Below are 26,218 nucleotides of genomic sequence, written 5' to 3'. Positions count from 1 at the left end.
AGCCTTTATTCACAAGTTATTTGTATAAAGGGCCAAAATTATGACATGCACGAAAATCCGCAGACTCGATATTCTGTGTGCCAAACATAGACCAAACGTGCGGACGAAAAACTCGTGACTCATCGACATTATGCATGTTTACAGGGATTCTCAACATCGAAGCCAGCGTTAAAATATCCGCACCGATATGTCCATAGGAGATGGCACCGTGATTGGATCCCCAATAATCCATTACATTGTACGCATTTTTGAAGGCCCCTTCACCGGTGAGGATTGGTGCAAACCATGTTGTTGGCCATGTTGGATCGGTTCTCTGGTCGATTGTTTCATGCACTTTTTCTGGCAGTTCAACAGAATATCCTTCTGCTATTTGCAAGACAGGCCCAAGCCCTTTTACTATATTTAAACGCGTCATTGTTAATGGCATTTCACCTTTAGTTTTGTAGCGTGTTGAAAAACCACCTCCTCGAAAATATTGCTTGTTGGCTGGATGGAATGTAGTATTTTTCAACATTGCATCTACTTCCCCATCTGTTATTTCCCAAAATGGTTTAATTACTGGTTTTCCATCCCTCATTTGCTGACCCGTTCCATCTAGGGCGGAAGCACCGGAATTCTTCAAATGAATAATTCCGTTTGCTGCTTTACCAGTAAGTTCATAACCAGTGACTCGTTTAACGGCTTCGGGACTCCAATAAGTGCGGACGTCAGCAAATATTTGGGGTGTATTCGTCAGCAGGTAGTTAAACAGCATGGAGACCCCGTTATTGTTGTCATTTTCCGTTGCCATAACATACGGTGCACGTTTACCATTCCAGTCAAAGGAAGTATTTAGCATTGTTTCCATGTAATCCCCATTTGGAAAATGATCTGTCCATTGGCGTTGCCCCTGGAACCCGGAAAGAATAGCATCATGTCCAAGTGCTTCCTCTTCATATCCAAGTTCCGCCAACTTTTCATTTCCAACCATTAGATCACGGCCGATCATAACCATTTTAACTGCTGTTTCCCAGTTCTTTTCATACTCTTCTTCTGTGAACTTCAAATCTTCTGGATTATTATCAAACCCTACTTTCACATTTTCTTTTGTCCAGTTCATTGCTATCTCAAATTCTTCTTTATCATATATTTCCTCATTCATACGTCGAACAAATTCAGTCATATCAACATATTCATTCCGCATTCCAAGGTATTCCTGGAAAAAATCGTCTTTAACAATGGAGCCTGCAATTCCCATGGACACATTTCCCATGGACAAATAAGACTTGCCTTTCATCATTGCTACAGTTAATCCGGATCTGGCAAATTGAAGCAATCTTTCGGCTACATCTTCAGGAATCCTTTCATCGTCAGCTTCCTGTACATGTTCACCATAAATCCCAAATGCCGGAACGCCTTTTTGAGCATAAGCAGCTAGAACAGCGGCAAGGTAAACAGCTCCAGGACGTTCGGTACCATTAAACCCCCATACTGCATGCGGCACCTTATTATCTAAATCCATTGTTTCCGTGCCATAGCACCAGCAAGGTGTAACCGTTATCGTTAATCCGACATTTTCTTGATGAAACTTTTCTTTACACGCTGTCGCCTCTTTCACGCCGCCAATTGTAGAGTTGGCTATCACACATGCAACAGGGGAACCATCGGGATATTTTAATGTGTTATAAATTAATTGTGAGACATTCTTTGCCATATTCATTGTCTGCTCTTCCAATGATTCTCTAACTCCAAGTCTTCTTCCATCGATTGTTGGTCTGATGCCAATCTTAGGCATTGTCATATTAATCCACTCCTGTTATTGTTTTTTATTCTGCGTCGACACATTCTACTAGAGCGCTTTCACAGTAATCATTCGTTGCATTGTGAATATAAACGTTTTAGCTGACAATATAGCTATATTTTTCTATTCAAATAGCCAATCTAACCCATAATCATATAAAGTAGCAGGTAATGGGCTTCCCTCTTCATCCCAGCCCATCATTTGATAATAGAAATTTATACTATCTATAAATTCCGTCTTGTCTATTTTTACTCCTTTTTGTGGCCCTGAATCAATCTCTAAATTAAAAAATCTTTCTGGCAAATAATCATCTTTACTAGTAAACCCTTCTCTATAATTATAAAATCTATAAATCTGATTTCTTAATTCTCCAATCCTCATCACTTCGTAAGATGACGTTTCCCAACCAGTTACTATTCGGATTAATTTGGCCATATCTTCCAAACTATATACTCTCGTGGGTGCAGTAGAAAACAAGCTTATACTTAACCCATCTGCGGCTGACCAAATCGTATTTAAAGCTTTGTAGTTCCTTACCTTTTTCCTCCCAACATACTCCATAGGAATTCTTTCCAAAATCCCTACAGTTCTACTGTAATCCAATGTATGTTCCCAGCCATAATTCACGTCATAATCCCAATCGTGTTCACATATATCGTATCTGGGACCTGTCGGAGATGTTGCATAACCTAAAGCCAGATTAGTTTGACTTCTTGGTTCAAATGGCACCATTTCATTATTTTTTACTGTTAAAGCATATTTAGAGGATGAATTACCTATTTCTTTTGCTGCCCTCGCACTTCCTTCTGCTAACAGATCACCCACCCCTGTTCTTTCAGAAATCATTTCAATTAAACTTAAAAGATCTAGATTATCATTAAAATCTAAATTAATATTTTCTGCATTATTATAAATTCCTTTTGCCGCACACTCTTGAATAAAAGAAATAGTATAGCCAAGGGAATTGGGGTCTAATCCATATTTATTACACAATACATTAGCTTTTATTATTTTTGTAATATCAGTTATGCCTAAATTAGGACCAAGTGCGCCTGCTGCTTCTTGATGAATACCACCTATATCTTCATTTTCTTCTGATACTGAAAATTTTTTAATAATATTCATTGGACAACCTGGAATATTTGCTTCACCTCTATAATATTTCATGAAATTTTTGGTATCATATTTATTTGTTGATGGAAATTTAGATGTTTGGTAATTATTAACACATAAAGAAGCATCAATTCCGTGTGTATGTATCCAAACACCAAACCCAGGAGCATTATGCTGCCACATAGCCAGTTCATTAGATCTCATTTTTTCATCAAACCAGTTGTATAGATTACTTAATTTTTTAAAATCTGCTACTTTAGGGCTGCTTCCCCCCCTTAAAACTAGCGCTTTTAGATTTTTTGATCCCATTAAAGCACCCATTCCGGCTCTGGATGCAGAATGATTCTTTTCAGATACAATATTGGAAAATCTCACTAAATTTTCTCCTGCTATACCAATAGTAGCAACCGAAGCATCGTAATACTCCTTTTTTAATTCATCAGTAACTTCGTCTACATGCATTCCCCATAAATGTGGAGTTTCCTTAATGGATACTTTTCCATCATCAATGACGATAATGGAAGGAGTTTCACTTTTTCCTGATATGATAATCCCGTCATATCCAGATTTTTTTAAAGCTATACCAAACGCTCCTTCTGACCTAGCTTCTCCAATACCCTCAGTAAGTGGTGATTTCCCGGATACAACAAATTGAGCAAGACCCGGTGCTTCATATCCTGCAACTACACTTGACATGAACATTAATAAATTTTTAGGTGAAAACGGATCCATTTTCGGTTTCGTATTTTTTAATAAATAATACGCTGCCATAATCCCGCTGCCAATGTACTTGCGGTAAAATACATCATTAGGTTCTTCTACCTCAATTTCTTGTTTTGTTAAATCAATATGGAGTATTTTCTTATGATAACCATACGTGTTACTCAATAAAATCTTCCTTTCTACTATAATTGGTTGTATACTTAATTATCCCATTCACACCACTCAAGGATTCCCAGGGCATAAACCTTTATCATGTTAAGCAAATCCTCGCAATAAATAAATTCATTTGTACCATGATTATTATTTTCTCTCAAACCAAACGTTATAGTTTCATAACCCTTTTCAACCATATAATTTCCATCATTCGTATTTGATGTAGGGGTTGAAAAAGCTGGTTCACCACCCATCACATTTCTTCTTGCCCTCTCAAAAACCTTGGTTAATGGATGATTTACCGATAAATTGTTTGCCGGCTTATTTGGTATAAAATAAGGAATTGTGATTTCAGGCGGATTCTCTCTCAACCAATAATCACTTTTGACAACTTGATCTATTGCTTCCAAGAATTCATTTTTTACCTCCTCATACTTTAAATCTGGTGCGTAGATTACACCACCTATCATCTCGCAATTTTCAGCAATTGCTGAATATGTATCCCCTCCCTGAATTTTTGTAATACTAATAGACATATTTCCAGGCTCCATTAAAGGATGCTTCCGATACAAACCCCATTGGTGCTCCAATTCTACTAGGCGATTTTGAATTTTCCTCATTAAATCTATTGCATTTACCCCTGGAATATCCTCTCCATATACTGAAGGATAAATAGTCTTATGCCTTAAAGCTAAATTGCAACTTTTACCAAATATTTTTATTGAAAAATAAAATTCTCCCATTGTAGCTGGACAAATTTGTAAATCTGTAGCTTCGGCAATAATTCCCGTTTTTGGTAGTTTTGTTGATTGCATTACAGCATCTATTCCAATCTTTTTATCTGCAGTTTCTTCACCTACAACTAATGTGGCAATACAGTCACCTTTTAATTTTATCCCAAGGTCATGTAGTATTTTTATAGCCCAAATAAAAGCAGTGTTTCCACCTTTCATGTCAGAAGCACCACGACCCCAAATTTTATTTTCAGCAATTTCCCCTGACCATGGTTTCATTTTTCGCCATTCTTTTTCCTGTTTTTCAGATACCGGCACAACATCTGTATGCCCATTAAAAAACAGACCCTTTCCCTCTCTACTTCCATTTCGTTTTGCAACAATATTCGGTAAGTTTTGGTCTACTGCTGGCATACTAATTTCATCGAAGCACCCAAATTCATTCAACTTTTTTTTAACCCACTCATGACAATCCCTTGTCTCTTGAATAGATATTGCAACTTGGTTAGTTAATTTCGGGTTAATTGTTTTAAAGCTTACATATTTTGATAAAAAATTATAAATTTCTTCCGATTGCACGTCTACTGCATTGTTTATTGCTTCTTCTAACTTCTTTACATTTTCATACATTCTTGACACCTACTTTAAATGATTTTATATAAAACTAATAAACGAAAAATTAATATCCTCCATATTATTATCCTTTTGTAGAACCCTCTGTTAATCCCGCTGTAATATATTTCTGGAACATAATTAATAAAATAGTTACTGGAGCAATTGCAATTACTGAAGCTGCCATTAACTGATTCCAGTTTTCTGTGTATTGGCCAATAAAATTATAAATCCCAAGAGTAATTGGTCGAATTGATTCATCGGTTGTTAAAGTTAGCGCATAAATAAAATCTCCCCATGAGAAAAGAAATGCGAAGAGTGCTCCTGTAATAATTCCAGAATAAGATACAGGAAGAACAACTCTAATAAATGTTTTCAATTCACCCGCTCCATCTATATAGGAAGCCTCTAGTAATTCACTCGGAATATTCATAAAAACAGTCCTTAAAATCAGAACTATAAAAGGAACAGCATAAGTTGAATCAGCCAAAATCAAACCAATGTGAGTATTAAGTAAATGGATTTTACTAAACATCAAATATAAAGGTGTTGTCATCATAATATTCGGTACCATTTGAGTGATTAATATTAGAAGCAAAATTAAATTAATAAATTTAAATCGGAATTTTGCTAAAGCGTAAGCTGTAGGCAAGGCAATAATTAACGAAAAAATCACTGTACCAAACGAAATTATGAGACTGGTTTTTATATGTGACAATTGTTCAATAAAGGTTATTTTATATGCTTCAATTGTAGGCTCCATCGGTATAATAGTGGGATTGCCAAATATTTCGTTATTACTTTTTAGTGATGTTACAATAATCCAATAAACTGGAAATAATAAGATCGCCACGATGGTTATGCCTATTAAAAAAAGAATAAATTTGGATAACTTTTTTTTCATAACTTACTCTTCCTTTCTAATTGCCCAAATATAAGCGAACGCAAATATTAAGGCTAGAAATAACATCACATTACCAACCGCAGCACCTAATCCAAATTTCAATTCACCAAATGACAATTGGTACAGCCAAGTAGAATATACTTGTGAGGAATTTCCTGGCCCTCCCCCGGTTAATGCTTGAAACAAATCGAATTGTTTAATGGTATAAATAAATCCAAGCATTAAAATTATACTTATTACAGGCCGTAACATTGGTAAAGTGATGTATCGAAAAGTTTCCCATTTACCTGCCCCATCGATTTTAGCAGCTTCATAAATACTCACAGGTATTGATTGCAGGCCCGTGTATAAAAGAACTAAGTTAAAGGGTATTCCAACCCATATGTTTACGATAATAACTGAGTAAAGTGAGAGGTTTGGATCAATTGTCCATCCAATTGGCTCAGAGATTATATTCGTATTAAGTAAAACATGATTGATAATTCCATATGCATGTTCCATCATCCATTTCCATGAAGTTGCCGAAACAACTAAAGGTAAAAGCCATGGTAACAACAGCATGGATCTTAAAGTTTGACTTAGAGGAAATGTTTTATTAAAAAACAATGCTAACATCATTCCCAAAATAAATTGTAATGCGATGGAAGTAATCGTAAAAATTATTGTATTAAAAGTGGCTTTTATCATTAAAGTGTCTTTGAATACATTTATATAATTTTTAAAGCCTACAAACTCAGAATTACCATTCAACATAGATTCCGCAGTAAAATCTTTAAAACTAATAATGATGTTATATGCGAGTGGAAAACCAAAAAACATTAGGATATAAATGATGGTAGGAACAACAAATAAAAATCTTACAATAGTTTGGTTTCTACTATTTCCTCTAAAAACATTTAGATTACTTTTTTTCTTTTTTTGTAAATCCGCAGACTCCATATATTTTTTCCACCTTTAAAATAACAAGTTTTTCTTAGCTAACTTAAAGTTTTCATTATACTTAAGAAGTGAAAATAAATGTAAGTACTTTTAGAGGGTTGACATGAGCAAAAGTAAAAATCGTTTTGCTCATGTCAACCAAACTGAATTGTTTCCTAAGCAGAATCTATTAATCTGATAAATTGTCTACTTTATCTTGAATTTGTTTTACAATCTCATCAGATGTATTTTCACCTGTTATTACATTTTGAATTCCTTTCCATAACTCTTTGGAAATTTCAGGATAATCTATTCCAACAACTGCAGTCCGGCTTTTTCCATGCTTCAATGTTTCTGCAACAGATTCAAATTTTGGATGTTCTTTTAAATATTTCTCCTGTGCAGGAAGATATGCCGGCAAATAACCAAATGTTTCATTAATTGGATTTAAAACTTCTTCATCTTGAGTCCAAGCGATGAAATCCCATGCTGCTTTCTCATTCTTAGAATTCTTACCAATTACCATCACTTCCCCTCCGATAGGCCCCATTGAATCTCCGCCTTTTTCAGGAGTTGGTAGTGGAATAATGTCATAGTTTATGTCTTCTTTTTCCATAATTGGAATAATCCAAGAACCACCCTGAAACATCGGAAATTTTCCATTTATAAATTGTGTAGCAACATCATTTTCAGTCCAATTAAGCACAGATTTGGGGGTATACCCATCTTTGACAAAATCCGTCCAAAAATTTAAAGCTTCAATTGTTTCTGAGGTATTAAAATGTTTTAAGTCTTTCCCTTTCATCCACGCGTATGGCAGAAAAGACCAAGAAGCAAATTCACTGGCAATTGCTGAGTAGCCAAAACTGTATTCGTTATTTTCTTTTAGCTTTCCCACAACATTATTTAACTCATCCCAAGTCTTAGGCGGGGTTATACCATCTTTTTCAAACACATCCTTATTATAAAAATACACTTCAGTATTATTTCCTACTGGTACGCCATATATTTTATTGTTATATTTCATTATTTCTGTAATACTTTTCTCATAGACAGAAGTAAGATCATCATCGCCGAGAAATTTGTCCATATATTTATCCAATGGCGTAATTGCACCCGAAGATGCTAACTTCGGTGTCATTTGAGCATCGGAAAAAATAACATCAGGAGCTGATCCAGAACTTGCTTGTTGAATAACTTTAGATATCAAATTTTCTGCTGGAACTGATTGACGCTTAATCGTGACATTTGGATGACTATCTTCATATTGTTTTAAGATATCAGTAAGTTGACTATCCTGTGGTTCGGTACCAAATGGATCTATAACATTCAATACCACTTTATCATTTCCAGAATTATTGCCTTCCGCATTTTTGGAACACCCTGAGATAATAAGTATTGATAAAAGAAAAACAGCTGTTAATAGGCTTAATTTCCTCATTTACATACCCTCCTATTTCATTTTAAGATACAACGAAGTATTACCATTATTCGGCAATTCCCTTAAATCACTTCACCTCCCAAAGACCTACCTACTTTAAATTGTTTGTTGAATAACGCCCTTTTTCAAAATGATGTTGGCATACAGTGACTGTTCACTGGTCATTACAATGGCGTATGCTCGTTTACTTTTTTCGTAAAAACTATCCCGATCTAAATATTCAATCGCTGTATTTTCCTCCCTGGATTCTTTTAAAATTTTCTCATATGTTCCCCAAATTTCTGGTTTAAAACTATCTCCCTTGACAACTTCCATCAGCGAAACAGGATATTTTGTGTAAGTAACAAGAGGAAATAATTCCAGTATACTTTTCAGCAATATTTTGGCCTATAAGCCGTCGCAGCGCACAAGTTGTTTTGCGTGCGACGCCCCTGGGAAGTTTCCGTCTCCGATGACAATTTCATCACCATGCCCCATTTCCATCAAAACCTTCAGTAAATCAGGGGACAATGATTGTGGTATTTTCTTCAGCATTTCACACTTCCCCCTTCACATCTTCGCGCAGTATGTCTTTGAAATGTCTGAACGCAACATCCCATTTCTCGTGCTGAACCGAGTAATATGTCTTTGTCTCAAATGACCGTCTGACAACCTTTCTGGCCTCAGCTAAATTCGCAATTGTATTTTGAGAAAGCAATTGAACAATACTGTTGCCAATAACTGTCGCCTCGACGGGACCCGCCACTACTTCTATCTCGCTTGCGTTAGCCACCATTTGACATAAAATACCTGCCTGCGAACCGCCGCCAACGATATGCACTTGCGAATATCTTTTCCCTGTACACGCCATAATTTCTTCAAATACATCACGGTATTTCAGTGCCAAACTTTCATATATGACCCTAAAAATTTCTCCGTCCGTTTCGGGAACTCGCTGGTATGTCATTTTTGCGTAATCTTTTATTTTTGCAGGCATATTTCCCGGCAATTGGAAATCAGGGTGATCCGTGTTGACATAACAGCTGAACGGCTGTGACCTTTCAGCCAATTCGGTTATTTCATCATATGAATACACTCTGCCTTCTTTTTCCAATTGTTTCTTTGTTTCCTCCAACATCCATAAACCGGTAACGTTTTTCAAAAAGCGTGTGGTGCCATTGATTCCGCTTTCATTTGTGATGTTATAAGAAGCAGATTTGGCATTGATGATTGGTTCTTCCAATTCCGTACCAATCAAGGACCATGTTCCGCAAGAAACAAATAAAAAATCTTTTTCAGATGCTGGCACACTTACCACAGCACTTGCGGTATCATGTGATGTGGTTGCGACAACAGGAATTTGCGGTATCCCCAATTCCTTTGCAAGCCCTTCGGAAATAGTGCCAATCACTTTTCCCGGATCTACGACTGCATTAAAAATTTCTATAGGTAAACCAAGTATTTTGATGATGTCTCCATGCCACTCTTTTTTATAAGGATCAAATAGCTGAGTAGTTGAAGCAATCGTCATTTCCGAGTATTGTTCGCCAGTCAGCAAATAATTGAATAAGTCAGGCATTAATAATAGTGACCTTGCATTCTTCAATTCATCTTCCTTATATTTCTTCAAATATGCTAACTGATAAATCGTGTTAAAGAAGATGATTTGATTTCCCGTTAATTCATACAACTTTTCCTTTGGGATTAACTTCTCTACTTCTTCAAGCAGCCCTTCCGTTCTTTGATCACGATAATGTACAGGGTGATCCAGCAGCCTGCCATCCTTATCAAGTAGGCCGAAATCCACCCCCCACGTATCGATACCTATACTATCAATTTTCATTTTATTACCGATGTTTTTTAGTACTTTTTTTACGACGCCAAAAAGTACATCAATATCCCAATAAAGCGTACCATCGACGATTATTGGTTCATTTTCGAATCTGCAAATTTCCTTTAGATGGAGAGCAAATCCATCATAATTACCTAATATTGCACGCCCGCTTGATGCTCCAAAATCAAATGATAAAACGTTTTTCATCAACATATTCCCCCTCGTTTATGGGCATTCTATTGATCTATCATTTTTTCAGAAGACTTGAACGATACGTTTCAGCCGATAAGTTCCGCAAATCATCACATTCTTTTTCTGTAAGGATTCTTGGATTCCCTACTGCGGATGAAATTGCATATACTTTTGCCGCTTCTTCCGTTAGCTGCATGTAAAAATACGCTTCTTTCACAGTCGTGCCGACGGTTAAAACACCATGATTCCGCATCACAACAGACTGGCTGTCTGCAATAACCTCTCCTACTGCCTCAGCAATCAAATTTGTTGTTGGAATGACATAATCAATATATGATACTTTTTTTACCATTGCAGGAAAATCTGGGAACATAGGAGGGATTTCCTTTCCAGTGGATGATACTGCAACGGAATATGTAGGATGGGCATGAAGCACAGCTTTAATAGTTGAATCTTTTCTAAAACATTCCAAGTGCATTTCTAATTCAGAAGAAGGTTTTAAATCACTCAGTACCTTTCCAGATGCAATCTCAACTTTAACCCACTCTTGTTCGGTAACTTCCTTTAAATCAAAACCACTTGGTGAAATATACATATAATCATCACTACGTGCGCTCAAATTCCCACCTGCGCCTACAACTAATCCACTATCAACAAGTTTTTTAGCGTATTTTGTTAGTTCTTCTAAAACTTCTTTCATATGCCATTCTCCTTTTGTTTAAACGCTTTCAAAATGTTAATCCAGTAAAACCTCAGTGATATACTCTTATTATCCAATAATATCTTTGTTTTTCTTTTGTTTATGTTTGTTTAATTTTGTTACAGGTAAGTATATCACATAAAAACAAATTGTAAAGTGTAACTTTAATTTTTTTATGAAGGGGAAAATAACAATTTTACTGATTTCTCGGGCATAAGTTAATTATAAATCGTATATTTTTAGCAATACCACTCTCTCTCTTTTTAAACCCAGCGTTCAAAAAAACACACCAAAAAGCCCAAGACCTATAAAAATAGGCCTCAGGCTTTTATAAAGCAGAAGTTCAATTGTTTGAAATTGATAATACAGACAGTATTCACCTTTAAAGTCCGTGTAGCTTCTCACATACTTTTTAGTTTTCTTCCACGCGATAATCCAGTTTATCGTATGGAAACATCGGTCTCATGATGCGTTTATAGGAACGCGTTTGTTCCAACTCCTGATTGGTCGGCCCTTCCGTCAACGACATAATACAAAATGGAGAAATCTCCTTAAAATCTGGTGAGATATAGCCCTGCTTTACAACGAACAAATCATAATCTTCTACATTGATATTGGAATCCCTGAATTGCGATAAATCTGTGTAGCTTAAAGATTCCCCTTCCACCACAACACTGATTGGTTTATCGTCTATTTTGACCGTAATCGCATCAACCATATCCGTATTGATTGCAAACCTACTGTTTACAACACCGCGTGCCGTAATGGAACCTTTAATATGGACCGGTTCACATAGATGATCCAACCCCATACCCAGGTCGAAATCTACTTGTTCCCCTACTTTTTTGTCGTAAAGATGTGCATAGCTATGCTTATCAATGATTCCGGCTACAAGGATGTTCTTTTGATTATAATCTTTCAGTTCCATTAGCTGCCGTAAGATGAAGTTGCTGTATCCATCCCCGCCAGCACCACAGTTATCACCGGAATCCGTTATAAATACCGGCTTCCCATCATATTCGATGGCGCGCTTCAAAGCATTCTCGGGAAAATCAACGATTCCATGATAATGAAATTGGTAGCGTCTGGCTAACACAAAGTCATAGATTTTATCAGCCATCTCATTGGCATAGCCGGCATGTGTATCATTGTCCGGCACGACAATAACAGAGCATCCCAGTTTATCTCCGTCATGCTCCAAATAACCGATATGGAAAGAAGCTGACAATATACGCGGATCTGATTCTACCTCATCTAAATACTTATTAATGGAAACCATTGGTTCGTCCGTGGACACAGCACGCTCCCCGCCAATCATGATTGGAACTTTACGGTAAACGGGTGTGATGCTCCTTCTGTTTTGCAGCAAATCAACTAGCATCCCGGCAACAATTCGGCGAGTTTCCACGGCATCCGTATGTGGGGAATGTCGATAGGTACGAATAATGGTTGCATTATCTGCCAGATTTTGAGACAGATTGCCGTGTGGATCCATCGTTACTGCAATCGGAAGATAAGGTCCTGTTATTCTGCGAATTTCGGAAAGTATCATATGTTCAGCTGATCCACCTTCCAAATCCACTACTTTACTGGCGCCATGCAGGTATAGATAAATACCATCAATCTCTGCCAAATTCTCTTTTACTGCTGTAAGCATGCGATGCAGGATAAAATCAAATGCATCTTTTGTCACTAGCCCACCAGGATGGCCATTAGCGTAAATGCTCGGTATAAGTTCTATTTCTTTCTCTTCAAAAATGTCCCGTACCTGCATGACATCGATGGAGTCGATCCCATATCTGAAAACAAAATTATCAAAGCCCATATTTTGATATGAAAATTCATTCGACTCCGAATTAAAATGACCTACTAATACCTTCATAAACGTTCCTCTCCCATTCTATTAATATAAATACGCAAACATGAATGTCTATTCCTGCATCCAGTGTAATTCTTCCCAGTATGGTGCCCCTGTATTTTTCTGTTTTTTGCCAGGTGTACTCCGGCCATTCAAAACATACTCCCTTAATAGTTCACGCAGATGTTCTACCTTATCAGGATAATCTAAAGCAACATTTACCTTTTCCCCGATATCTGAATGAAGATCATATAATTGAAACGGAGGCATGAAGGATGATTCTTCACCAGGCTTGGGATAGCTCCAACCACCTGAACCTGGACAAAGTTCCAGTTTCCATTTTCCTTGCCTTATTGAAAAAGAACCATCTATGGAATGATGAACGGTGGCTTCCCTTAATGATCGATCCAGTTTTTGTCCCGACCACAATGGCAAATTACTGATGCTGTCCTCACCGGCATCATCCGGCAATTGAAAATCCACTATGTCAGCCAATGTGGCCATTAGATCCACCAAACACACAGGTTCTTCTGTGAGCATATTCGGTTTGATATATTCCGGCCAGCGGATCAATAGTGGAACGCGATGGCCGCCCTCATATATATCCGCCTTATGACCACGAAAATGGTAACTTGGATGATGCCCCAGATAAGATAGTTCACCAAAATCCGCTTCCGGAGAACAGCCGTTATCGCTAGTGAAAACCAGAATTGTATTTTCATACAGCCCTAGTTCAATCAACTTATTCATAATATCCCCAATCAAATCATCACACATATAAACAAAATCCCCGTATTCATTCAACCCCGTTTTGCCTCTGTACTGTTCTAAAGGAAGTATCGGTGTATGCGGGGCGGGGAGGGCATAATAAAGAAAGAAAGGATCATCCTTCCACAGTTCGATCGTATCCAGCACCTTGTCATTTAGGCGTGGAAGCACTTCTTCATGTTTAAAATCAGGTGCAATGGGACCTTCCCGCCACCAGCCTTTTCCTTCTCGACTTTTACTTGTACTTGCAGGGATTTGGGTTACTTGGTCGTTTTCGATATAAACATAAGGCGGCATATCCAAGGAAGCACTGATACCATAAAAGTAGTCAAAACCATGTTGCAGCGGACCATCTGCGATAGGTTTACTGTAATCCACATCTGTAGGATCCTGACTTTTAGCTCGCCAATCTAAGCCCAAATGCCATTTGCCAACACAAGCTGTCCGATAATCTTTTGTTTTTAACATAGATGCAACTGTCAGACGCCCGTCTTCTATTAAAGGCTCTGAATATCCTCCCAGCACACCTCGTTTTAAGGAAGACCTCCAGTTATATCTGCCAGTTAAGATGCTATATCGTGAGGGGGTACATACAGCAGATGAAGCATGGGCATCTGTAAAAGCCATTCCCTCTTTCGCTACCCCGTCTAAATTAACAGTATTAATTTTTGATGCTTCATTTAAACAAGACAAATCACCATAGCCCATGTCATCCGCAAGAATATAAATAATATTGGGTTGCTTTGTCCTCATGTCATTCACTCCTCAGCATAAAACTGACCTTTTTATCCTGTACTGCATTTATAATTATCAAGTTCCAAAGAAGAGTTTCATTTCTCCATCTTTATTAGGCAAATATACAAAATACTCAATATAAATGGCATGAAACTTGCCCTCCATCTCCTAATGTCTGCATATGGGGCCTTACCTTTTTGCATATATCCATTGCCAAGGGACAACGGGTATGAAATTTGCATCCCTCAGGGGGGGACGCAGCATTCGGAATTTCACCACTAAGGATGATCCTCTCCCGTTTCACTTTTGGATCTATATTCGGAACTGATGAAAGCAAAGCCTGTGTATACGGGTGTTTGGGATCTTCAAACAGATTTTTTTTCGCAGCAATCTCAACAATGTCTCCCAAATACATGACTGCAATGTTATTGCTTATATGTTCAACAACACTTAGATCATGTGATATGAATAGATAAGTAAGGTTAAATTCTTCTTGTAGGTCTTTTAATAAATTTAATATTTGGGCCTGTACCGAGACATCCAGTGCCGAAACAGGCTCATCCAAAACAAGCAATTCTGGTCTCAACACCAACGCTCTGGCAATTCCGATTCTTTGTCTTTGGCCGCCGCTAAATTCATGCGGATGCTTATCCAGATGGTGATAACCAATACCGCACGTGTACAGAGTTTCTTGTACCAATTTTTCTCTTTCCATTTTTGTCATATTAGGATGATGAATTTTTAAAGGTTCGGCGACAATTTCTTTCACTTTCATTTTAGGGCTCAATGAAGCATAAGGATCCTGAAATATCATCTGCATCGGTTGTCTATATGGCCTCCATCCCCTTTCACTTTCATGCGTCAAATCCCTATCTTTAAAGATAATTTTTCCATTGTCCGCCTGGATTAGTCCATTGACTAGTTTGGCTAAAGTGGATTTGCCACATCCTGATTCACCAACCAGGCTTAAGGTTTCACCCTTTTTTACGGAAAAAGAAACATCATCAATAGCTTTCACAAACGTTTTTTTTGCAAATAAACCATTCGAGATAGAAAAGTATTTTTTAAGATTCTGTATATCTAACACTGTATCAAGCGTCAACTTCGGAACCCTCCTTCTTTGAATCCTCCTTCTTGTGATCTTGAAACAACCAGCATCTATGTTTTCTGTAGTTCGGCTCCATCTTAAGCACGGGCTCCTGACGATGGCATATATCCATAGCGTGCGGACAACGTGGTGCAAACTTGCATCCCTTAGGCATTCCCGAAGGACTTGGCACTTGTCCCGGAATGGCATTTAAACGTTTTCTTTTCTCACCAATTTTGGGCATTGACTTGATCAACCCCTTTGTATAAGGATGTTTGGGATGATTAAAAATTTCTTGCGTTTTCCCTTCTTCTACGACTACTCCGGCATACATAACAATCACCCGATCGCAAATTTCGGACACAACACCCAAATCATGGGTGATAAATAGTATTGTCGTATTCTTTTCATCCCGTAATTTCTTCATCAATTCTAAAATCTGCGCTTGAATGGTCACATCCAAAGCAGTGGTCGGTTCATCAGCTATCAATAACTCCGGATTACAGGACATCGCCATCGCAATCATTACCCGTTGATTCATCCCCCCTGATAATTGATGCGGGTATTCATGCATAATGTTTTGTGCCCTGGGAATTCCAACCGATTCCAGTGTTTTTATAGCATACCGCTTTGCCTCTTCTTTAGATAATTTCAAATGGAGCATGATACCTTGCACCAGCTGTTTACCGATTTTTAAAACAGGGTTTAGTGAGGTCATCGGGTCCTGAAAAATCATTGCAATACTTTTTCCGCGAATTTTGCGCATTTTTTGTTCCGACAAATCAAGTAAGTTTTCTTGATGAAACAATACTTCCCCATCCTGGATTCTGCCGGATGTACTGTGAAGAAGGCGCATGATAGAAAGAGAGGTTACACTTTTCCCACAGCCTGATTCCCCGACAATCCCGACAATCTCACCTTTGTTAACACCAAAACTTACACCCCGAACTACTTGCACCACTTCATCATCTGAAATAAACGCCGTTTTTAGATTTTTAACATCTAACAAATCTGACATAATAAACCCTTCCTTCAATCTCTTGTTTTTGGATCTAACACATCTCTTAATCCATCACCGAATAAGTTTAAAGCCAGTACCGTTAGAAACACACAGAATCCAGGGAAAAATATGAGATGAAAGGCTTGCCCGATATAATCTCTTGAGCCACTTAACATTGCCCCCCATTCAGGTGAGGAAGGAGATCCACCCAAACCTAGGAAACTCAAGCTGGCAGCCGATATAATTGCACCACCAACATTCATTGTAATGTAGACAATAATGGTTGAAATTGTTTGCGGAAAAACATGTTTATAAATAATTCTGCCTTTGCTTGCTCCAATAGACCTTTCCGCTTCTATAAATAATCTCTCTTTAATTTCCAAAGTTTCACCACGTACGATTCTGGCAAAAGAGGGTGTTGAAAAGAAAGCAATGGCTATCACCACATTTTTCAAACCAGGGCCTAAAATCGCAACCATACCAATGGCCAGAATAAGATCAGGAAATGCAAATAAAATATCGCACGCCCTCATAATAATTCTGTCTACCCATTTTCCAAAAAAACCGCTGATCAGTCCCAGAATAGTTCCAGCCAACGCGCCAAGTAACACTGCTGATACGCCAACACCCAATGACAATCTTGCTCCTGCGATTAAACGGCTTAAAACATCCCTGCCAAATTCATCAGTTCCTGCTAAATGACTGAGTGAAGGAGATTGTAGCAAATTCGCGTAATCCCCTTCTTGCGGATCATATGGGACAATCCAGGGACCTAAAATCGCAATAAGAAACAAAAAACATAGAAAAAAGAAAGAATATAACGCTATTTTTCTTTTCTTAAATGCCCGAAATAATACTCGAAAGTTAGAATTTCTGGCTTTTTCAACATGCTGTGCCTGACTGCTGTTTATTGTTGCATCTGACATTTGAGCCACCCCCTGGATATTTGATTTGCTATTTCTTCACACCCATATCCAAATTGAATATTCGCTGATCCTTCCATTTGGAAGTGTCCTTTCTATAGATAAATAGAGTTTTGATAGAGATATAAGTAAAGGTAATCAGTTGTATCTTATTTTAGGATTTAAGAAACCATATAAGACATCCACCATTAAATTCACCAGAATAAATTCCAAGGAAAAGATTAGAAGTAGTGACTGAACAACCGGGTAATCCCTGAATTGAATGGAATCAATGAGCAGCCTGCCCATACCGGGGAAAGAAAAAACAGTTTCTACCACAATGGAGCCGCCCAATAAGAAACCGAATTGCAGACCAGCTATTGTAAGGACCGTGACCAAAGATCTCTTAAGGGCATGCCCGAATATAACTGCCTTCTCACTCAATCCTCGCGATCTAGCAGTCCTAATAAAATCTTCTTGGAGGGTTTGCACAAGCGAGGAACGTGTAAACCTTGTAATCATCGCCATAATTCCGGCTCCAAGTGCTATGGAAGGTAAAATATATCCTTTCCAGGTCTCTATTCCGCCAGCTGGAAAGATATGAAAGCTTACTGCAAACAATTGAATCATAACCAAACCAAGCCAAAAGTTTGGAACAGATATCCCAGATATAGCGGTAACAGTTCCCAAAGAATCCGGCCATCTTCCTCTGAATACAGCAGAAACGATTCCCAGTAACACACCAAAAATAGAAGCCCAGCCAATGCTTAATAACGATAGTTCCAAAGAAGGTAAAAATCGTTCACCAAATAACTGTGTGACTGGGGCATTCGATCGCAATGAATGACCCAAATCCCCTTGGACCGTGTCTTTCAGATACAAAAGATATTGCTCTATCAAGGGCTTATCCAATCCAAGATGAGAGCGGAGTGCTTCAACCTCGGAATTTGTGGCATCTTTTCCCGCCATCAACCGTGCTGGATCACCCGGTATAAGATGGATAAACATAAAAATCAAAAATGAAACAGCTATCAATAACGGGATAAGGCCAAGTATTCTTTTAATTAGGTAACTTGCCATAGTGACAAACCTCCTTTACGACGTTAATTTTTTGACACTTTTATTCAAATACCTATCCTTTGAACCTCTACATTGATTCATGTGAGATACGCCGTTTATTCATACGGCGTATCTCACATGATGTTATACATGGGATAATTTTACTTCCATTCCATATCTCTTAAATAAAGGTTACCGTCAGCAGATCTCCAGGCACCTTTCAAATTTTTATTTTTAGCTGTTCCTTGTTCGTCTGTCCCCATAAACAACCAAGGAGCTTCATCAAATACAATTTTTTGTATTTCATCGTATTTTTCTCCTGCTTCCTTCTCTGTTGTTGCGTGCAGCGCGCCTTCAATTAAAGTATCTACTTTCTTGTTGCTGTAATACGCAGTATTCGATCCATTAGGAGGGAACGATGTGCTGCTGAACAATGGATTTATGGCATTATCTGTATCACCAATGGTGGAAGACCATCCTACATACCACATCTGTACTTTTGAATCTTTTGCCGATTTAGGATTATTGATTTGATCCGATAACGTGCCTCGCTCCATCTGTTTGACATCCACATCAATATTGATTTTCTTCAATTGCTGTTGTATAAATTGCATACCTAACTTATCCTTGCTAGAATCGCTTCCCCATATCTCAGTTGAAAATCCGTCTTCATATCCTGCTTCTTTCATTAATTGTTTCGCTTTTTCAAGATCATAATCATAGGTTGTTTGTTTCGAATAAAACACATTTGTTGTTGGGAGGATCGAATCCAATTTTTTTGCATAACCATTTTTCACTACTTTAATATATTCATCTTGATTAATAGCATAATTCATAGCCTGTCTTACTTTTTTATCATCAAATGGCTTTTTACTAGTGTTGAGTGTAGCGTAATTTACGTATGTCGATTCTTCAACATCAACATCTAGATTATCTTCCTTTTTTAAAGAATCAACATTATTTACCGGTACTGGATAAATAAGGTCCGATTCCCCTGTTTTCAAAGAGGCAACTCGTGATCCATCTTCTGGCACAGGTCTAAATGTTATCTTGTTGACTTTTGGATGGCCTTTCTCCCAATAATCTTTGTTCTTTTCCACAACAATTGACTCACCATGGTTCCATTTTTTCAATACGTATTGTCCTGTCCCGGCTGATTTCTTACCAAAGTCCCAGTCATCATCTTTCAATGCCTTTGGACTGATCATCCGTAAATTACCTATTTTTTGCAAAAATTGACTGTTTGGGTTTTTTAAAGTGATACTTATTTCATAGTCGTCAGCAACATCAACTTTATCAACGTCTCTTAGACTTTTATAACTATTAAGTGATCCTTCTGATTCTAAAATACGGTCTAAATTTGTTTTAACAGCCTCCGCATTGAAGACTGTGCCATCAGTAAACTTCACATCGTCCCTAAGCTTGAAAGTGTAATTCAACCCATCTTCATCTTTTTCATAATCATTGGCCAATAAAGGCTGCAATTCTCCTTCTTGATCCGGTGTATACATTGACTCATACATTGTATTCGTAACACTTATATCATTTCCGGAACTTCCGTTATGAGGGTCAAGCGTTTGAATATTTTCATCAAATGAAACCGTTACTCCTTTCTTGTTATCATCTGTGTTTTTACTTGAATCTGGATTCCCTGTCGCACAAGCGGATAAAAAGAGCATCATCAATAACAATAAAAAGCTAAAATTTGTAAATATCTTCTTTTTTTTCATCACATGCACCCTCCTTAAGTATACAAACTATGAAATTACTAACTTTCCGATCCATGACAATTTGGTCCTGTTAACAACCATTCCATCCTAGATAACCTAATAATTCCTCCTTTACCATTAGTAAATGAAATATGTTGTCCAAATCAGGCTTATATTTCCACTCACCCCCCGAGCATTAATTAATTGAATGACATCAACAACATTATGATCCGACAGTAGCTAAGGCATTTTAGTTCACTGTTCTACATTAACTTCTACTATTTATTTCAATAACATCCAGAGCCATATGTATATCTTTTTCTTTATATGACGGTTCAGCTAGTGCAACGCTAAATATATTGAGTTCATTAGCTTTGATGGAAAAAGGTCCAATTTCATTCTGGAGCAAGCGTTCTCCAATAAAAAGCTGTTCTTCCCCATTGAGTGTAATGACAAATGTTTCTTTTTGATCTTGAATTTCTCCCTGCAAGTTGAAAGTTATCTCTCGATCAACTTTTGAAATAAAATAAATCGTTTGACGGATGACAGTCTGATTTAACGAAGTATAACAACCTTCATCCGAAAACCCGTAGCCTGTATCAAAACAGTTGCTTCTAACAGCAAGCGGCTTTTCTCCATCCCACATTACTGCTTGTTCAGGAATGATTCTGAGTTCTTCAGCTAAGCTAACACGTAAAACTGTTGGAGCCATATCATCAGATGTTAAGCGGTTACAATTCACTTCAAGGAGACCATTCTCATGTGTCCATTCCAAATGGTTATTTGTGCCATCTATACAGACATCTTGCACGCTGCTTATCAATCCATTTAAAGTTATTTTTCCAATGGAAGGGATATCGAACAAATGCAAGAATAATTGATTCTGATATACCGTCACTTCCCCCCATGATTGTCCTCCAAAACGAGTTGGTGAAGCATCCAAGACCGCTTGTTTATGCTGTTTCAGCCAGTTTCCAATTTCTTGTAAAACTACTTTTTCAAAAAGAACGATTGAACCGTCCCCCTTAGGTCCAATATTCAATAAATAATTACCTCCACGTGCTCGAACACTCGTTAATCCTTTTATGAGATTTTTCACCTTCCCAGTCATATCTTCTCTAGCTTGCCAATTTCGGTAACCCCATGTTTCGTGGTAGATAGAAGCCGGTGTTTGCCAAGGATTGTCTAAAGTATATTTCGGAATTTGATTATCACCAAGCGTTCGGAAATCTCCAAGATTGTTCCAAATTCTAGAATTTACTGCTGCATTTGGCTGAAGGTCCATAACAATCTTTTTAAATTTTTCGCTTTGAATTAGCGTTGGCTTTCCCATATCAAACCATACCTCTACAATTGCCCCGTAGTTTGTCATTAATTCGTGTAACTGGCGTTCAATGACCGGTTCCATCTCTATAGGAATTGAATTATTATTATTTTCATCAAAAATATGCCCTTGATGCCAATCCACTAGTGAAAAATATACACCAAATTTCAACCCTTGCCTTTTGCATTCCTCGGATAGTAGCTTCAATGAATCCTTGCCAAAAGGCGTTTGTTTGACAATATTATAATCAGTTGTTTCCGTATCAAACATGCAGAACCCATCATGATGTTTGCTGGTGATGACGATATAACTCATGCCTGCGTTTTTTGCAAGTGTGCAAATGGCCTCGGGGTCGAATGCATCTCCATAGAATACCTTAGCCGCTTGTAAATAGTCTGTTTCAGATAAATTTGCCCACATCTGAATTTGTTCACTATATCCTTTTTCAACCGGATTGCCATCCACCTCCCCCCCAAATTTGGAAAAAAGACCCCAGTGGATAAACATACCGTACTGTAAATCTTTCCACCCAGCTATTGGTTCGCTTGTTTGTTCTGATATTTCTCCAGGCATGCCACTGAATTCCCATAATTCTGGTTGGTTTTTTTGTACTTTCATATCCATTTCCTTTCCCTAAAATATACACATCAGATCCACAATGTAATTTGGGTTTTATTATTTTGACATCATCATTCTTAATTTTTTTGGAACGAATACCTAGTAAATGATGTCTGAATTGTCGTAGGTTAATTTTCCCCCTAGTTTCCGCTAGCAGCTGTCGATCCAATTCTAAACCACTTACCTTTAATCGCGATATTTATTTTATCAGTTACAAATAATAAACAACTTGCGCACTGTCATTTATGCAATGATTTCCTGATGTGTATCACTCGCATCTTTTAAATTTTTGAATTGCCTGTATATACGTTCTTCTGCATGACTAGCTTGTCATACAGAAAATTCCTCATGGTCCAAATTAATTTCTTTTAGGTATTTTCGTTGGACACTAAGTGCAGCTCCAACTACAACCCCTTCTGACCCCATTTCCGTTGTATCCAAACGAAATGTTTCTGCTGCTGCAGACCATATTTGATCCTTACATTTTCTCAGCACTTCTTCTCTGATTTCCGGATGGTTTACAACTAAACTGCCTGTTAATACAACTACATCTGGATTATTAAGACAAATCACGTTGTTAACAGTCAATGCAGCATATGTTGTTGCCTTATCAAGGATATTACTTGCCCATTTTTCACCTTCTTTAGCCACAGATATCAAGTCATCAATACTGTTCAATTTTTTAGTTTTGGATGCCTCATCCAGCAAAAACTGTTCAGCAATATAAGTCTGCAAACACCCAAAATTACCGCACGGGCAATAAGCGCCTAGGGGATCAACTATTGTGTGTCCAATTTCACCTGCAAAATTATCCTCACCTCGATAAATCTCGCCTTTGCTAATTAATGCCGAACCCACCCCGCTTCCAAAACTGATCACGACCATGTTCTCCTGTTTAGAATTGCCACCTCTGTTATATTCAGCCAATGCTTGCAATTTCAGTTCATTGTCAATGTACAAAGGAAGGTCTATTTTTGAACGCAATAGCTCCAAGAAAGGGATATCTTTCCAGTTAAATTGCGCCGAAAGTTTCACATTTCCTTTTTTATGGTCAATAAGTCCGGGCAATCCGACACAGATACCAGCAAGTCTGGCACGGTGTATGTTTTTGTGTTTCATCATTTCAAATAACTTACACTTCACAAATTCTGCTGTCACGGAAGGATCTTCCGGAACAAAATGATAACTTTTTATAGCAATCAGTTCCCCGACAAAATTTAAAAAACCAATTCGAACTACCTCTTTATTAATTTCTATACCTGCAGAAATAACGGCGCTTTCATTTGGAACAAAATATGTCGCTTTTCTACCAACAGTATCTGTTTTTGCCTCTATCTCCCGTATCAGTTCGTGCTGCACCAGTACAGCAACTATTCTGGAAGCAGAAGTAGGGCTCATCTTTGTTTTTTTGGCAATTTCCGCTCGTGATATAGGTCCCTTATCAATAATTAGCTTCAGAACTAAAATTTGATTTTCTTTCTTTAAAAAATCTTGATTTTTAATCAACTTATCCCCTCGTTTATAACATGGTGTTAGTAATTTATTAAGAAAAGAACAAAAAACAAAAAAATCTATGCCAAGTTCGGATAAAATTAATGGTTTTTGAATTTATTTCTCCAATGAAGTAATAAATTAGTTGTAATTATAAAATAATCACATATTTTAGTCAATAGATTTTTAAAATTTGCAGGAATTAATATAATAATAGTTCATTAGTTTAGAAAGAAGCGTGAGAATACCATTTTCGGGATGTTTCGGGCAGTTGTTGCTTTATGCTTTTGCTGAATTTATGACTGCATCACTTTCTCTTTCATCATTCACTAGATTCCCATAGCTGTGAAATTAAATATTTTGGTATCGTCCATACAGATCTTTGAATTTATATACTGCTGTTAATGTAAAACAATGTATTACTCTTTTAAAGGTAAAAATAATTGTTGCATAAATTACTGCTTCCCACAAACGGAGCGTTTACTCCAAAAATAAAATAAAATTGAAATATATTTTACATTAAATTGAGTTTTTGTTATTCTAATAATTAACACAATGAAAGGAGGCAGGCAATGGATATAAATGAAACCGCATTCAAAATTATTCTTCATGGTGGGAACGCGCGCAGCCAGGTGATGGAGGCGCTAAAAGTTGCTCGCGGTCAACAAATCGAACAGGCGCAATCCATGCTTCAAAAAGCAGACAAGGAATTAACTAAAGCGCATCAAATCCAATCAGACATTCTAAAAAACGAAGCTAGTGGAGAAAAAGTAGAAAGTTCTCTCCTTTTTATCCACGCCCAGGATCATCTTATGACAGCAATGCTGGCGAGAGATTTGGCAGAGGAAATAATAGATTTGCGTAATACTAACATGAACAAATAAAAAGTCGGAGGTATACAAATGTATAACGTATTAGTAACATGCAGCGCTGGAATGTCAACCAGTATGTTGGTTCAAAAAGTGGCAAAGACGGCAGCAGAACAAGGAATTGATTTAACCATTGAAGCGGTCTCTATGAATGAAGGGAAAATACGAGTTAAAAAGCATGATTACGATTTGTTATTATTAGGTCCACAAGTCGCTTTTATGAAAGAAGAACTGAGCAAGGCAGCAGGAGATCGTTTTCCTGTGAAGATTATTAATCAGAAAGATTACGGTATGATGCGTGCTGACAACGTATTGCAAGATATCATCCAATCAATAGAAGGGCAAAAGTAGCTATGCTTTAAGCAAAGGGGAGAAAGTAAGATGAACAATATCGCAAATAAAATTGCACAATGGTTAATGCCAGTAGCAACAAAGTTTTCCAATCAACGTCATCTAGGGGCAATTCGAGAAGGATTCATTACAGTGATACCATTAGTCATTGTTGCCTCTTTCTTCATCTTGATAAACAACGTTATTTTAGACCCGGAAAATGGAATACTCGGACACATTGTCGATTTGAGCAAATATAAAGAGATTGGTGATCAAATCAATAATGGTACACTTGGAATTTTATCTATTCTGATCACATTTACCATCTCCTATAAATTGGCAGTAAGTTATGATGAGGATGGCATCATTCCAGGTGTTATGGCCGTGGCTGTGTTTATAACAATGTTACCGACTGTAACCAATATAGTTCCCATTGGCAGTGATGAAACTGTAAAAGTTACCGGTGTTTTCAGCCAAAATCAAACATCAGCCACCGGCCTATTATTTGCTATCCTTTCCGCATTGTTAGGTACGGAAGTTTTTTTGCGGCTGAAAAAGAAAAGAAAATTACGAATTAAACTCCCTGACACTGTTCCTCCCGAAGTTGGCAAATCATTCAGTGCACTGATTCCAGCTTTTCTTACGCTAACACTATTTGCAGCATTGGTGTTTCTGACAAATATCGTGTTTGGATTTGGGTTACAAGAATTAGTAACCAAAGCAATTCAGGCACCGCTTGATTTGGTAGTCCAGAGTAGATTTGGAATCAACATCATTATGTTCTTTCAGAATTTACTATGGTCTGTCGGCATACATGGTACATTTGTGCTTGGTCCAATCAAAGACCCTTCCTTGTTATCTGCTATTCAGGAAAATATTAATGCGCTTCAGGCTGGTCAGGAAATACCTAACATCGTGACTAAACCATTTATTGATAGTTTTGCTATGCTCGGCGGTGGAGGATTTACGATTGGTTTGATCATTGCTATATTTATAGCTTCTAAGAGAAGTGACTATCGCGAAGTCACCAAATTTGCTACAGTACCAGGTTTATTTAATATTAACGAACCATTGATGTTTGGACTGCCAGTCATTTTGAACCCTGTTCTTGCAATACCTTTGATCCTTGTGCCAATCATTAACTTAAATATCGCCTATCTAGCAACCTCTCTTGGATTGGTTTCAAAAACAGTTGCTTACATCCCCTGGACGACCCCTCCCGTTCTATCCGCATTTTTGGCAACAGCGGGAGATTGGCGGGCTGCTTTGCTCGCAGTTTTGTTAATTGTCATCTCTGTAATCATTTATCTGCCATTTGTAATGGCTACAAACAGAATGGCAGAGATAGAAAAGAAGGTACAGTAAAGGAAAAATTAGAATGAAAA

At 37.5% G+C, this 26,218-nt stretch carries 20 protein-coding genes and 1 pseudogene; 3 read left to right on the top strand and 18 right to left on the bottom strand.

The genetic code is table 11. The features are described from left to right. Positions 1-16 precede the first annotated feature (16 nt). The 18 genes and pseudogenes from ACFSMW_RS17235 to ACFSMW_RS17150 all read right to left on the bottom strand — a co-directional run bounded on the left by ACFSMW_RS17235 (position 17) and on the right by ACFSMW_RS17150 (position 23,649). The gene (locus ACFSMW_RS17235) at positions 17-1,780 is read right to left on the bottom strand and encodes an L-fucose isomerase (RefSeq protein ID WP_390357535.1); all 1,764 of its coding nucleotides are present in this window, start codon (positions 1,778-1,780) and stop codon (positions 17-19) included. 123 nt (positions 1,781-1,903) lie between these two features. Then, complete coding sequence (locus tag ACFSMW_RS17230; RefSeq protein WP_390357534.1) at positions 1,904-3,781, bottom strand: aldehyde ferredoxin oxidoreductase family protein; 1,878 nt, start codon at positions 3,779-3,781, stop codon at positions 1,904-1,906. A 35-nt stretch (positions 3,782-3,816) separates the two neighbouring features. After that, the gene (locus tag ACFSMW_RS17225; protein WP_390357533.1) at positions 3,817-5,133 is read right to left on the bottom strand and encodes a M20 family metallopeptidase; all 1,317 of its coding nucleotides are present in this window, start codon (positions 5,131-5,133) and stop codon (positions 3,817-3,819) included. Between the two features lie 67 nt (positions 5,134-5,200). After that, a complete protein-coding gene (locus ACFSMW_RS17220) occupies positions 5,201-6,019 on the bottom strand; it encodes a carbohydrate ABC transporter permease (protein WP_390357532.1) in 819 nt (272 codons plus the stop codon). A 3-nt stretch (positions 6,020-6,022) separates the two neighbouring features. Further along, positions 6,023-6,958 (bottom strand): carbohydrate ABC transporter permease, encoded by a 936-nt coding sequence (locus ACFSMW_RS17215; RefSeq protein ID WP_390357531.1) that lies wholly within the window; start codon positions 6,956-6,958, stop codon positions 6,023-6,025. 169 nt (positions 6,959-7,127) lie between these two features. Then, positions 7,128-8,378 (bottom strand): ABC transporter substrate-binding protein, encoded by a 1,251-nt coding sequence (locus tag ACFSMW_RS17210; protein WP_390357530.1) that lies wholly within the window; start codon positions 8,376-8,378, stop codon positions 7,128-7,130. A 96-nt stretch (positions 8,379-8,474) separates the two neighbouring features. Continuing rightward, a pseudogene (locus ACFSMW_RS17205) lies at positions 8,475-8,912 on the bottom strand (RbsD/FucU family protein). A 1-nt stretch (position 8,913) separates the two neighbouring features. After that, positions 8,914-10,398: a rhamnulokinase gene (locus ACFSMW_RS17200; RefSeq protein WP_390357529.1), complete on the bottom strand. Its 1,485-nt coding sequence runs from the start codon at positions 10,396-10,398 to the stop codon at positions 8,914-8,916. Positions 10,399-10,438: 40 nt separating this feature from the next. Further along, positions 10,439-11,083 (bottom strand): class II aldolase/adducin family protein, encoded by a 645-nt coding sequence (locus ACFSMW_RS17195; protein ID WP_390357528.1) that lies wholly within the window; start codon positions 11,081-11,083, stop codon positions 10,439-10,441. A gap of 412 nt (positions 11,084-11,495) precedes the next feature. Next, positions 11,496-12,965 carry a M81 family metallopeptidase gene (locus tag ACFSMW_RS17190; RefSeq protein ID WP_390357527.1) on the bottom strand — a complete coding sequence of 490 codons (1,470 nt, stop codon included), beginning with the start codon at positions 12,963-12,965 and terminating at the stop codon, positions 11,496-11,498. Positions 12,966-13,013: 48 nt separating this feature from the next. Further along, positions 13,014-14,462, bottom strand: coding sequence for a sulfatase family protein (locus tag ACFSMW_RS17185; protein WP_390357526.1), 1,449 nt, complete (start codon positions 14,460-14,462; stop codon positions 13,014-13,016). A 115-nt stretch (positions 14,463-14,577) separates the two neighbouring features. Then, on the bottom strand, positions 14,578-15,546 hold the full coding sequence (locus ACFSMW_RS17180; protein WP_390357525.1) for an ABC transporter ATP-binding protein: 969 nt from the start codon (positions 15,544-15,546) through the stop codon (positions 14,578-14,580). Further along, positions 15,536-16,549, bottom strand: a complete 1,014-nt coding sequence (locus ACFSMW_RS17175; protein ID WP_390357524.1) for an ABC transporter ATP-binding protein — start codon at positions 16,547-16,549, stop codon at positions 15,536-15,538. The genes ACFSMW_RS17180 and ACFSMW_RS17175 overlap by 11 nt, the downstream gene beginning before the upstream one ends. A gap of 14 nt (positions 16,550-16,563) precedes the next feature. Next, entirely contained in the window at positions 16,564-17,457 is an 894-nt protein-coding gene (locus ACFSMW_RS17170) for an ABC transporter permease (RefSeq protein ID WP_390357523.1), read from the bottom strand. Positions 17,458-17,592: 135 nt separating this feature from the next. Beyond that, positions 17,593-18,513, bottom strand: coding sequence for an ABC transporter permease subunit (locus tag ACFSMW_RS17165; protein WP_390357522.1), 921 nt, complete (start codon positions 18,511-18,513; stop codon positions 17,593-17,595). 140 nt (positions 18,514-18,653) lie between these two features. After that, on the bottom strand, positions 18,654-20,222 hold the full coding sequence (locus tag ACFSMW_RS17160) for an ABC transporter substrate-binding protein (protein WP_390357521.1): 1,569 nt from the start codon (positions 20,220-20,222) through the stop codon (positions 18,654-18,656). Between the two features lie 247 nt (positions 20,223-20,469). Continuing rightward, the gene (locus ACFSMW_RS17155) at positions 20,470-22,149 is read right to left on the bottom strand and encodes an alpha-L-fucosidase (RefSeq protein ID WP_390357520.1); all 1,680 of its coding nucleotides are present in this window, start codon (positions 22,147-22,149) and stop codon (positions 20,470-20,472) included. Between the two features lie 324 nt (positions 22,150-22,473). Then, positions 22,474-23,649 (bottom strand): ROK family transcriptional regulator, encoded by a 1,176-nt coding sequence (locus tag ACFSMW_RS17150; protein WP_390357519.1) that lies wholly within the window; start codon positions 23,647-23,649, stop codon positions 22,474-22,476. Between the two features lie 557 nt (positions 23,650-24,206). Here ACFSMW_RS17150 and ACFSMW_RS17145 point away from each other — a divergent pair. Genes ACFSMW_RS17145 through ACFSMW_RS17135 form a run of 3 tightly spaced genes read left to right on the top strand, consistent with a single transcriptional unit; the run spans position 24,207 to position 26,198 of the window. Further along, a complete protein-coding gene (locus ACFSMW_RS17145; RefSeq protein ID WP_390357518.1) occupies positions 24,207-24,518 on the top strand; it encodes a PTS sugar transporter subunit IIA in 312 nt (103 codons plus the stop codon). Between the two features lie 18 nt (positions 24,519-24,536). Next, on the top strand, positions 24,537-24,854 hold the full coding sequence (locus ACFSMW_RS17140; protein WP_390357517.1) for a PTS sugar transporter subunit IIB: 318 nt from the start codon (positions 24,537-24,539) through the stop codon (positions 24,852-24,854). A gap of 30 nt (positions 24,855-24,884) precedes the next feature. Further along, complete coding sequence (locus tag ACFSMW_RS17135; protein ID WP_390357516.1) at positions 24,885-26,198, top strand: PTS sugar transporter subunit IIC; 1,314 nt, start codon at positions 24,885-24,887, stop codon at positions 26,196-26,198. Positions 26,199-26,218: the final 20 nt, after the last annotated feature.

The sequence above is a fragment of the Tigheibacillus halophilus genome, from assembly GCF_042683165.1.
GTDB lineage: Bacteria > Bacillota > Bacilli > Bacillales > Amphibacillaceae > Tigheibacillus > Tigheibacillus halophilus.
This window is presented reverse-complemented; position numbering and strand designations above follow the sequence as displayed.

What these genes read in the sequence shown, in the direction of transcription:
- ACFSMW_RS17220 (WP_390357532.1), bottom strand. Translation starts at nt 6,019, where the DNA reads ATGAAAAAAAAGTTATCCAAATTTATTCTTTTTTTAATAGGCATAACC.
- ACFSMW_RS17210 (WP_390357530.1), bottom strand. Translation starts at nt 8,378, where the DNA reads ATGAGGAAATTAAGCCTATTAACAGCTGTTTTTCTTTTATCAATACTT.
- ACFSMW_RS17165 (WP_390357522.1), bottom strand. Translation starts at nt 18,513, where the DNA reads ATGGCAAGTTACCTAATTAAAAGAATACTTGGCCTTATCCCGTTATTG.
- ACFSMW_RS17185 (WP_390357526.1), bottom strand. Translation starts at nt 14,462, where the DNA reads ATGAGGACAAAGCAACCCAATATTATTTATATTCTTGCGGATGACATG.
- ACFSMW_RS17190 (WP_390357527.1), bottom strand. Translation starts at nt 12,965, where the DNA reads ATGAAGGTATTAGTAGGTCATTTTAATTCGGAGTCGAATGAATTTTCA.
- ACFSMW_RS17135 (WP_390357516.1), top strand. Translation starts at nt 24,885, where the DNA reads ATGAACAATATCGCAAATAAAATTGCACAATGGTTAATGCCAGTAGCA.
- ACFSMW_RS17235 (WP_390357535.1), bottom strand. Translation starts at nt 1,780, where the DNA reads ATGACAATGCCTAAGATTGGCATCAGACCAACAATCGATGGAAGAAGA.
- ACFSMW_RS17145 (WP_390357518.1), top strand. Translation starts at nt 24,207, where the DNA reads ATGGATATAAATGAAACCGCATTCAAAATTATTCTTCATGGTGGGAAC.
- ACFSMW_RS17140 (WP_390357517.1), top strand. Translation starts at nt 24,537, where the DNA reads ATGTATAACGTATTAGTAACATGCAGCGCTGGAATGTCAACCAGTATG.
- ACFSMW_RS17215 (WP_390357531.1), bottom strand. Translation starts at nt 6,958, where the DNA reads ATGGAGTCTGCGGATTTACAAAAAAAGAAAAAAAGTAATCTAAATGTT.
- ACFSMW_RS17225 (WP_390357533.1), bottom strand. Translation starts at nt 5,133, where the DNA reads ATGTATGAAAATGTAAAGAAGTTAGAAGAAGCAATAAACAATGCAGTA.
- ACFSMW_RS17155 (WP_390357520.1), bottom strand. Translation starts at nt 22,149, where the DNA reads ATGGATATGAAAGTACAAAAAAACCAACCAGAATTATGGGAATTCAGT.
- ACFSMW_RS17195 (WP_390357528.1), bottom strand. Translation starts at nt 11,083, where the DNA reads ATGAAAGAAGTTTTAGAAGAACTAACAAAATACGCTAAAAAACTTGTT.
- ACFSMW_RS17160 (WP_390357521.1), bottom strand. Translation starts at nt 20,222, where the DNA reads ATGAAAAAAAAGAAGATATTTACAAATTTTAGCTTTTTATTGTTATTG.
- ACFSMW_RS17175 (WP_390357524.1), bottom strand. Translation starts at nt 16,549, where the DNA reads ATGTCAGATTTGTTAGATGTTAAAAATCTAAAAACGGCGTTTATTTCA.
- ACFSMW_RS17200 (WP_390357529.1), bottom strand. Translation starts at nt 10,398, where the DNA reads ATGAAAAACGTTTTATCATTTGATTTTGGAGCATCAAGCGGGCGTGCA.
- ACFSMW_RS17170 (WP_390357523.1), bottom strand. Translation starts at nt 17,457, where the DNA reads ATGTCAGATGCAACAATAAACAGCAGTCAGGCACAGCATGTTGAAAAA.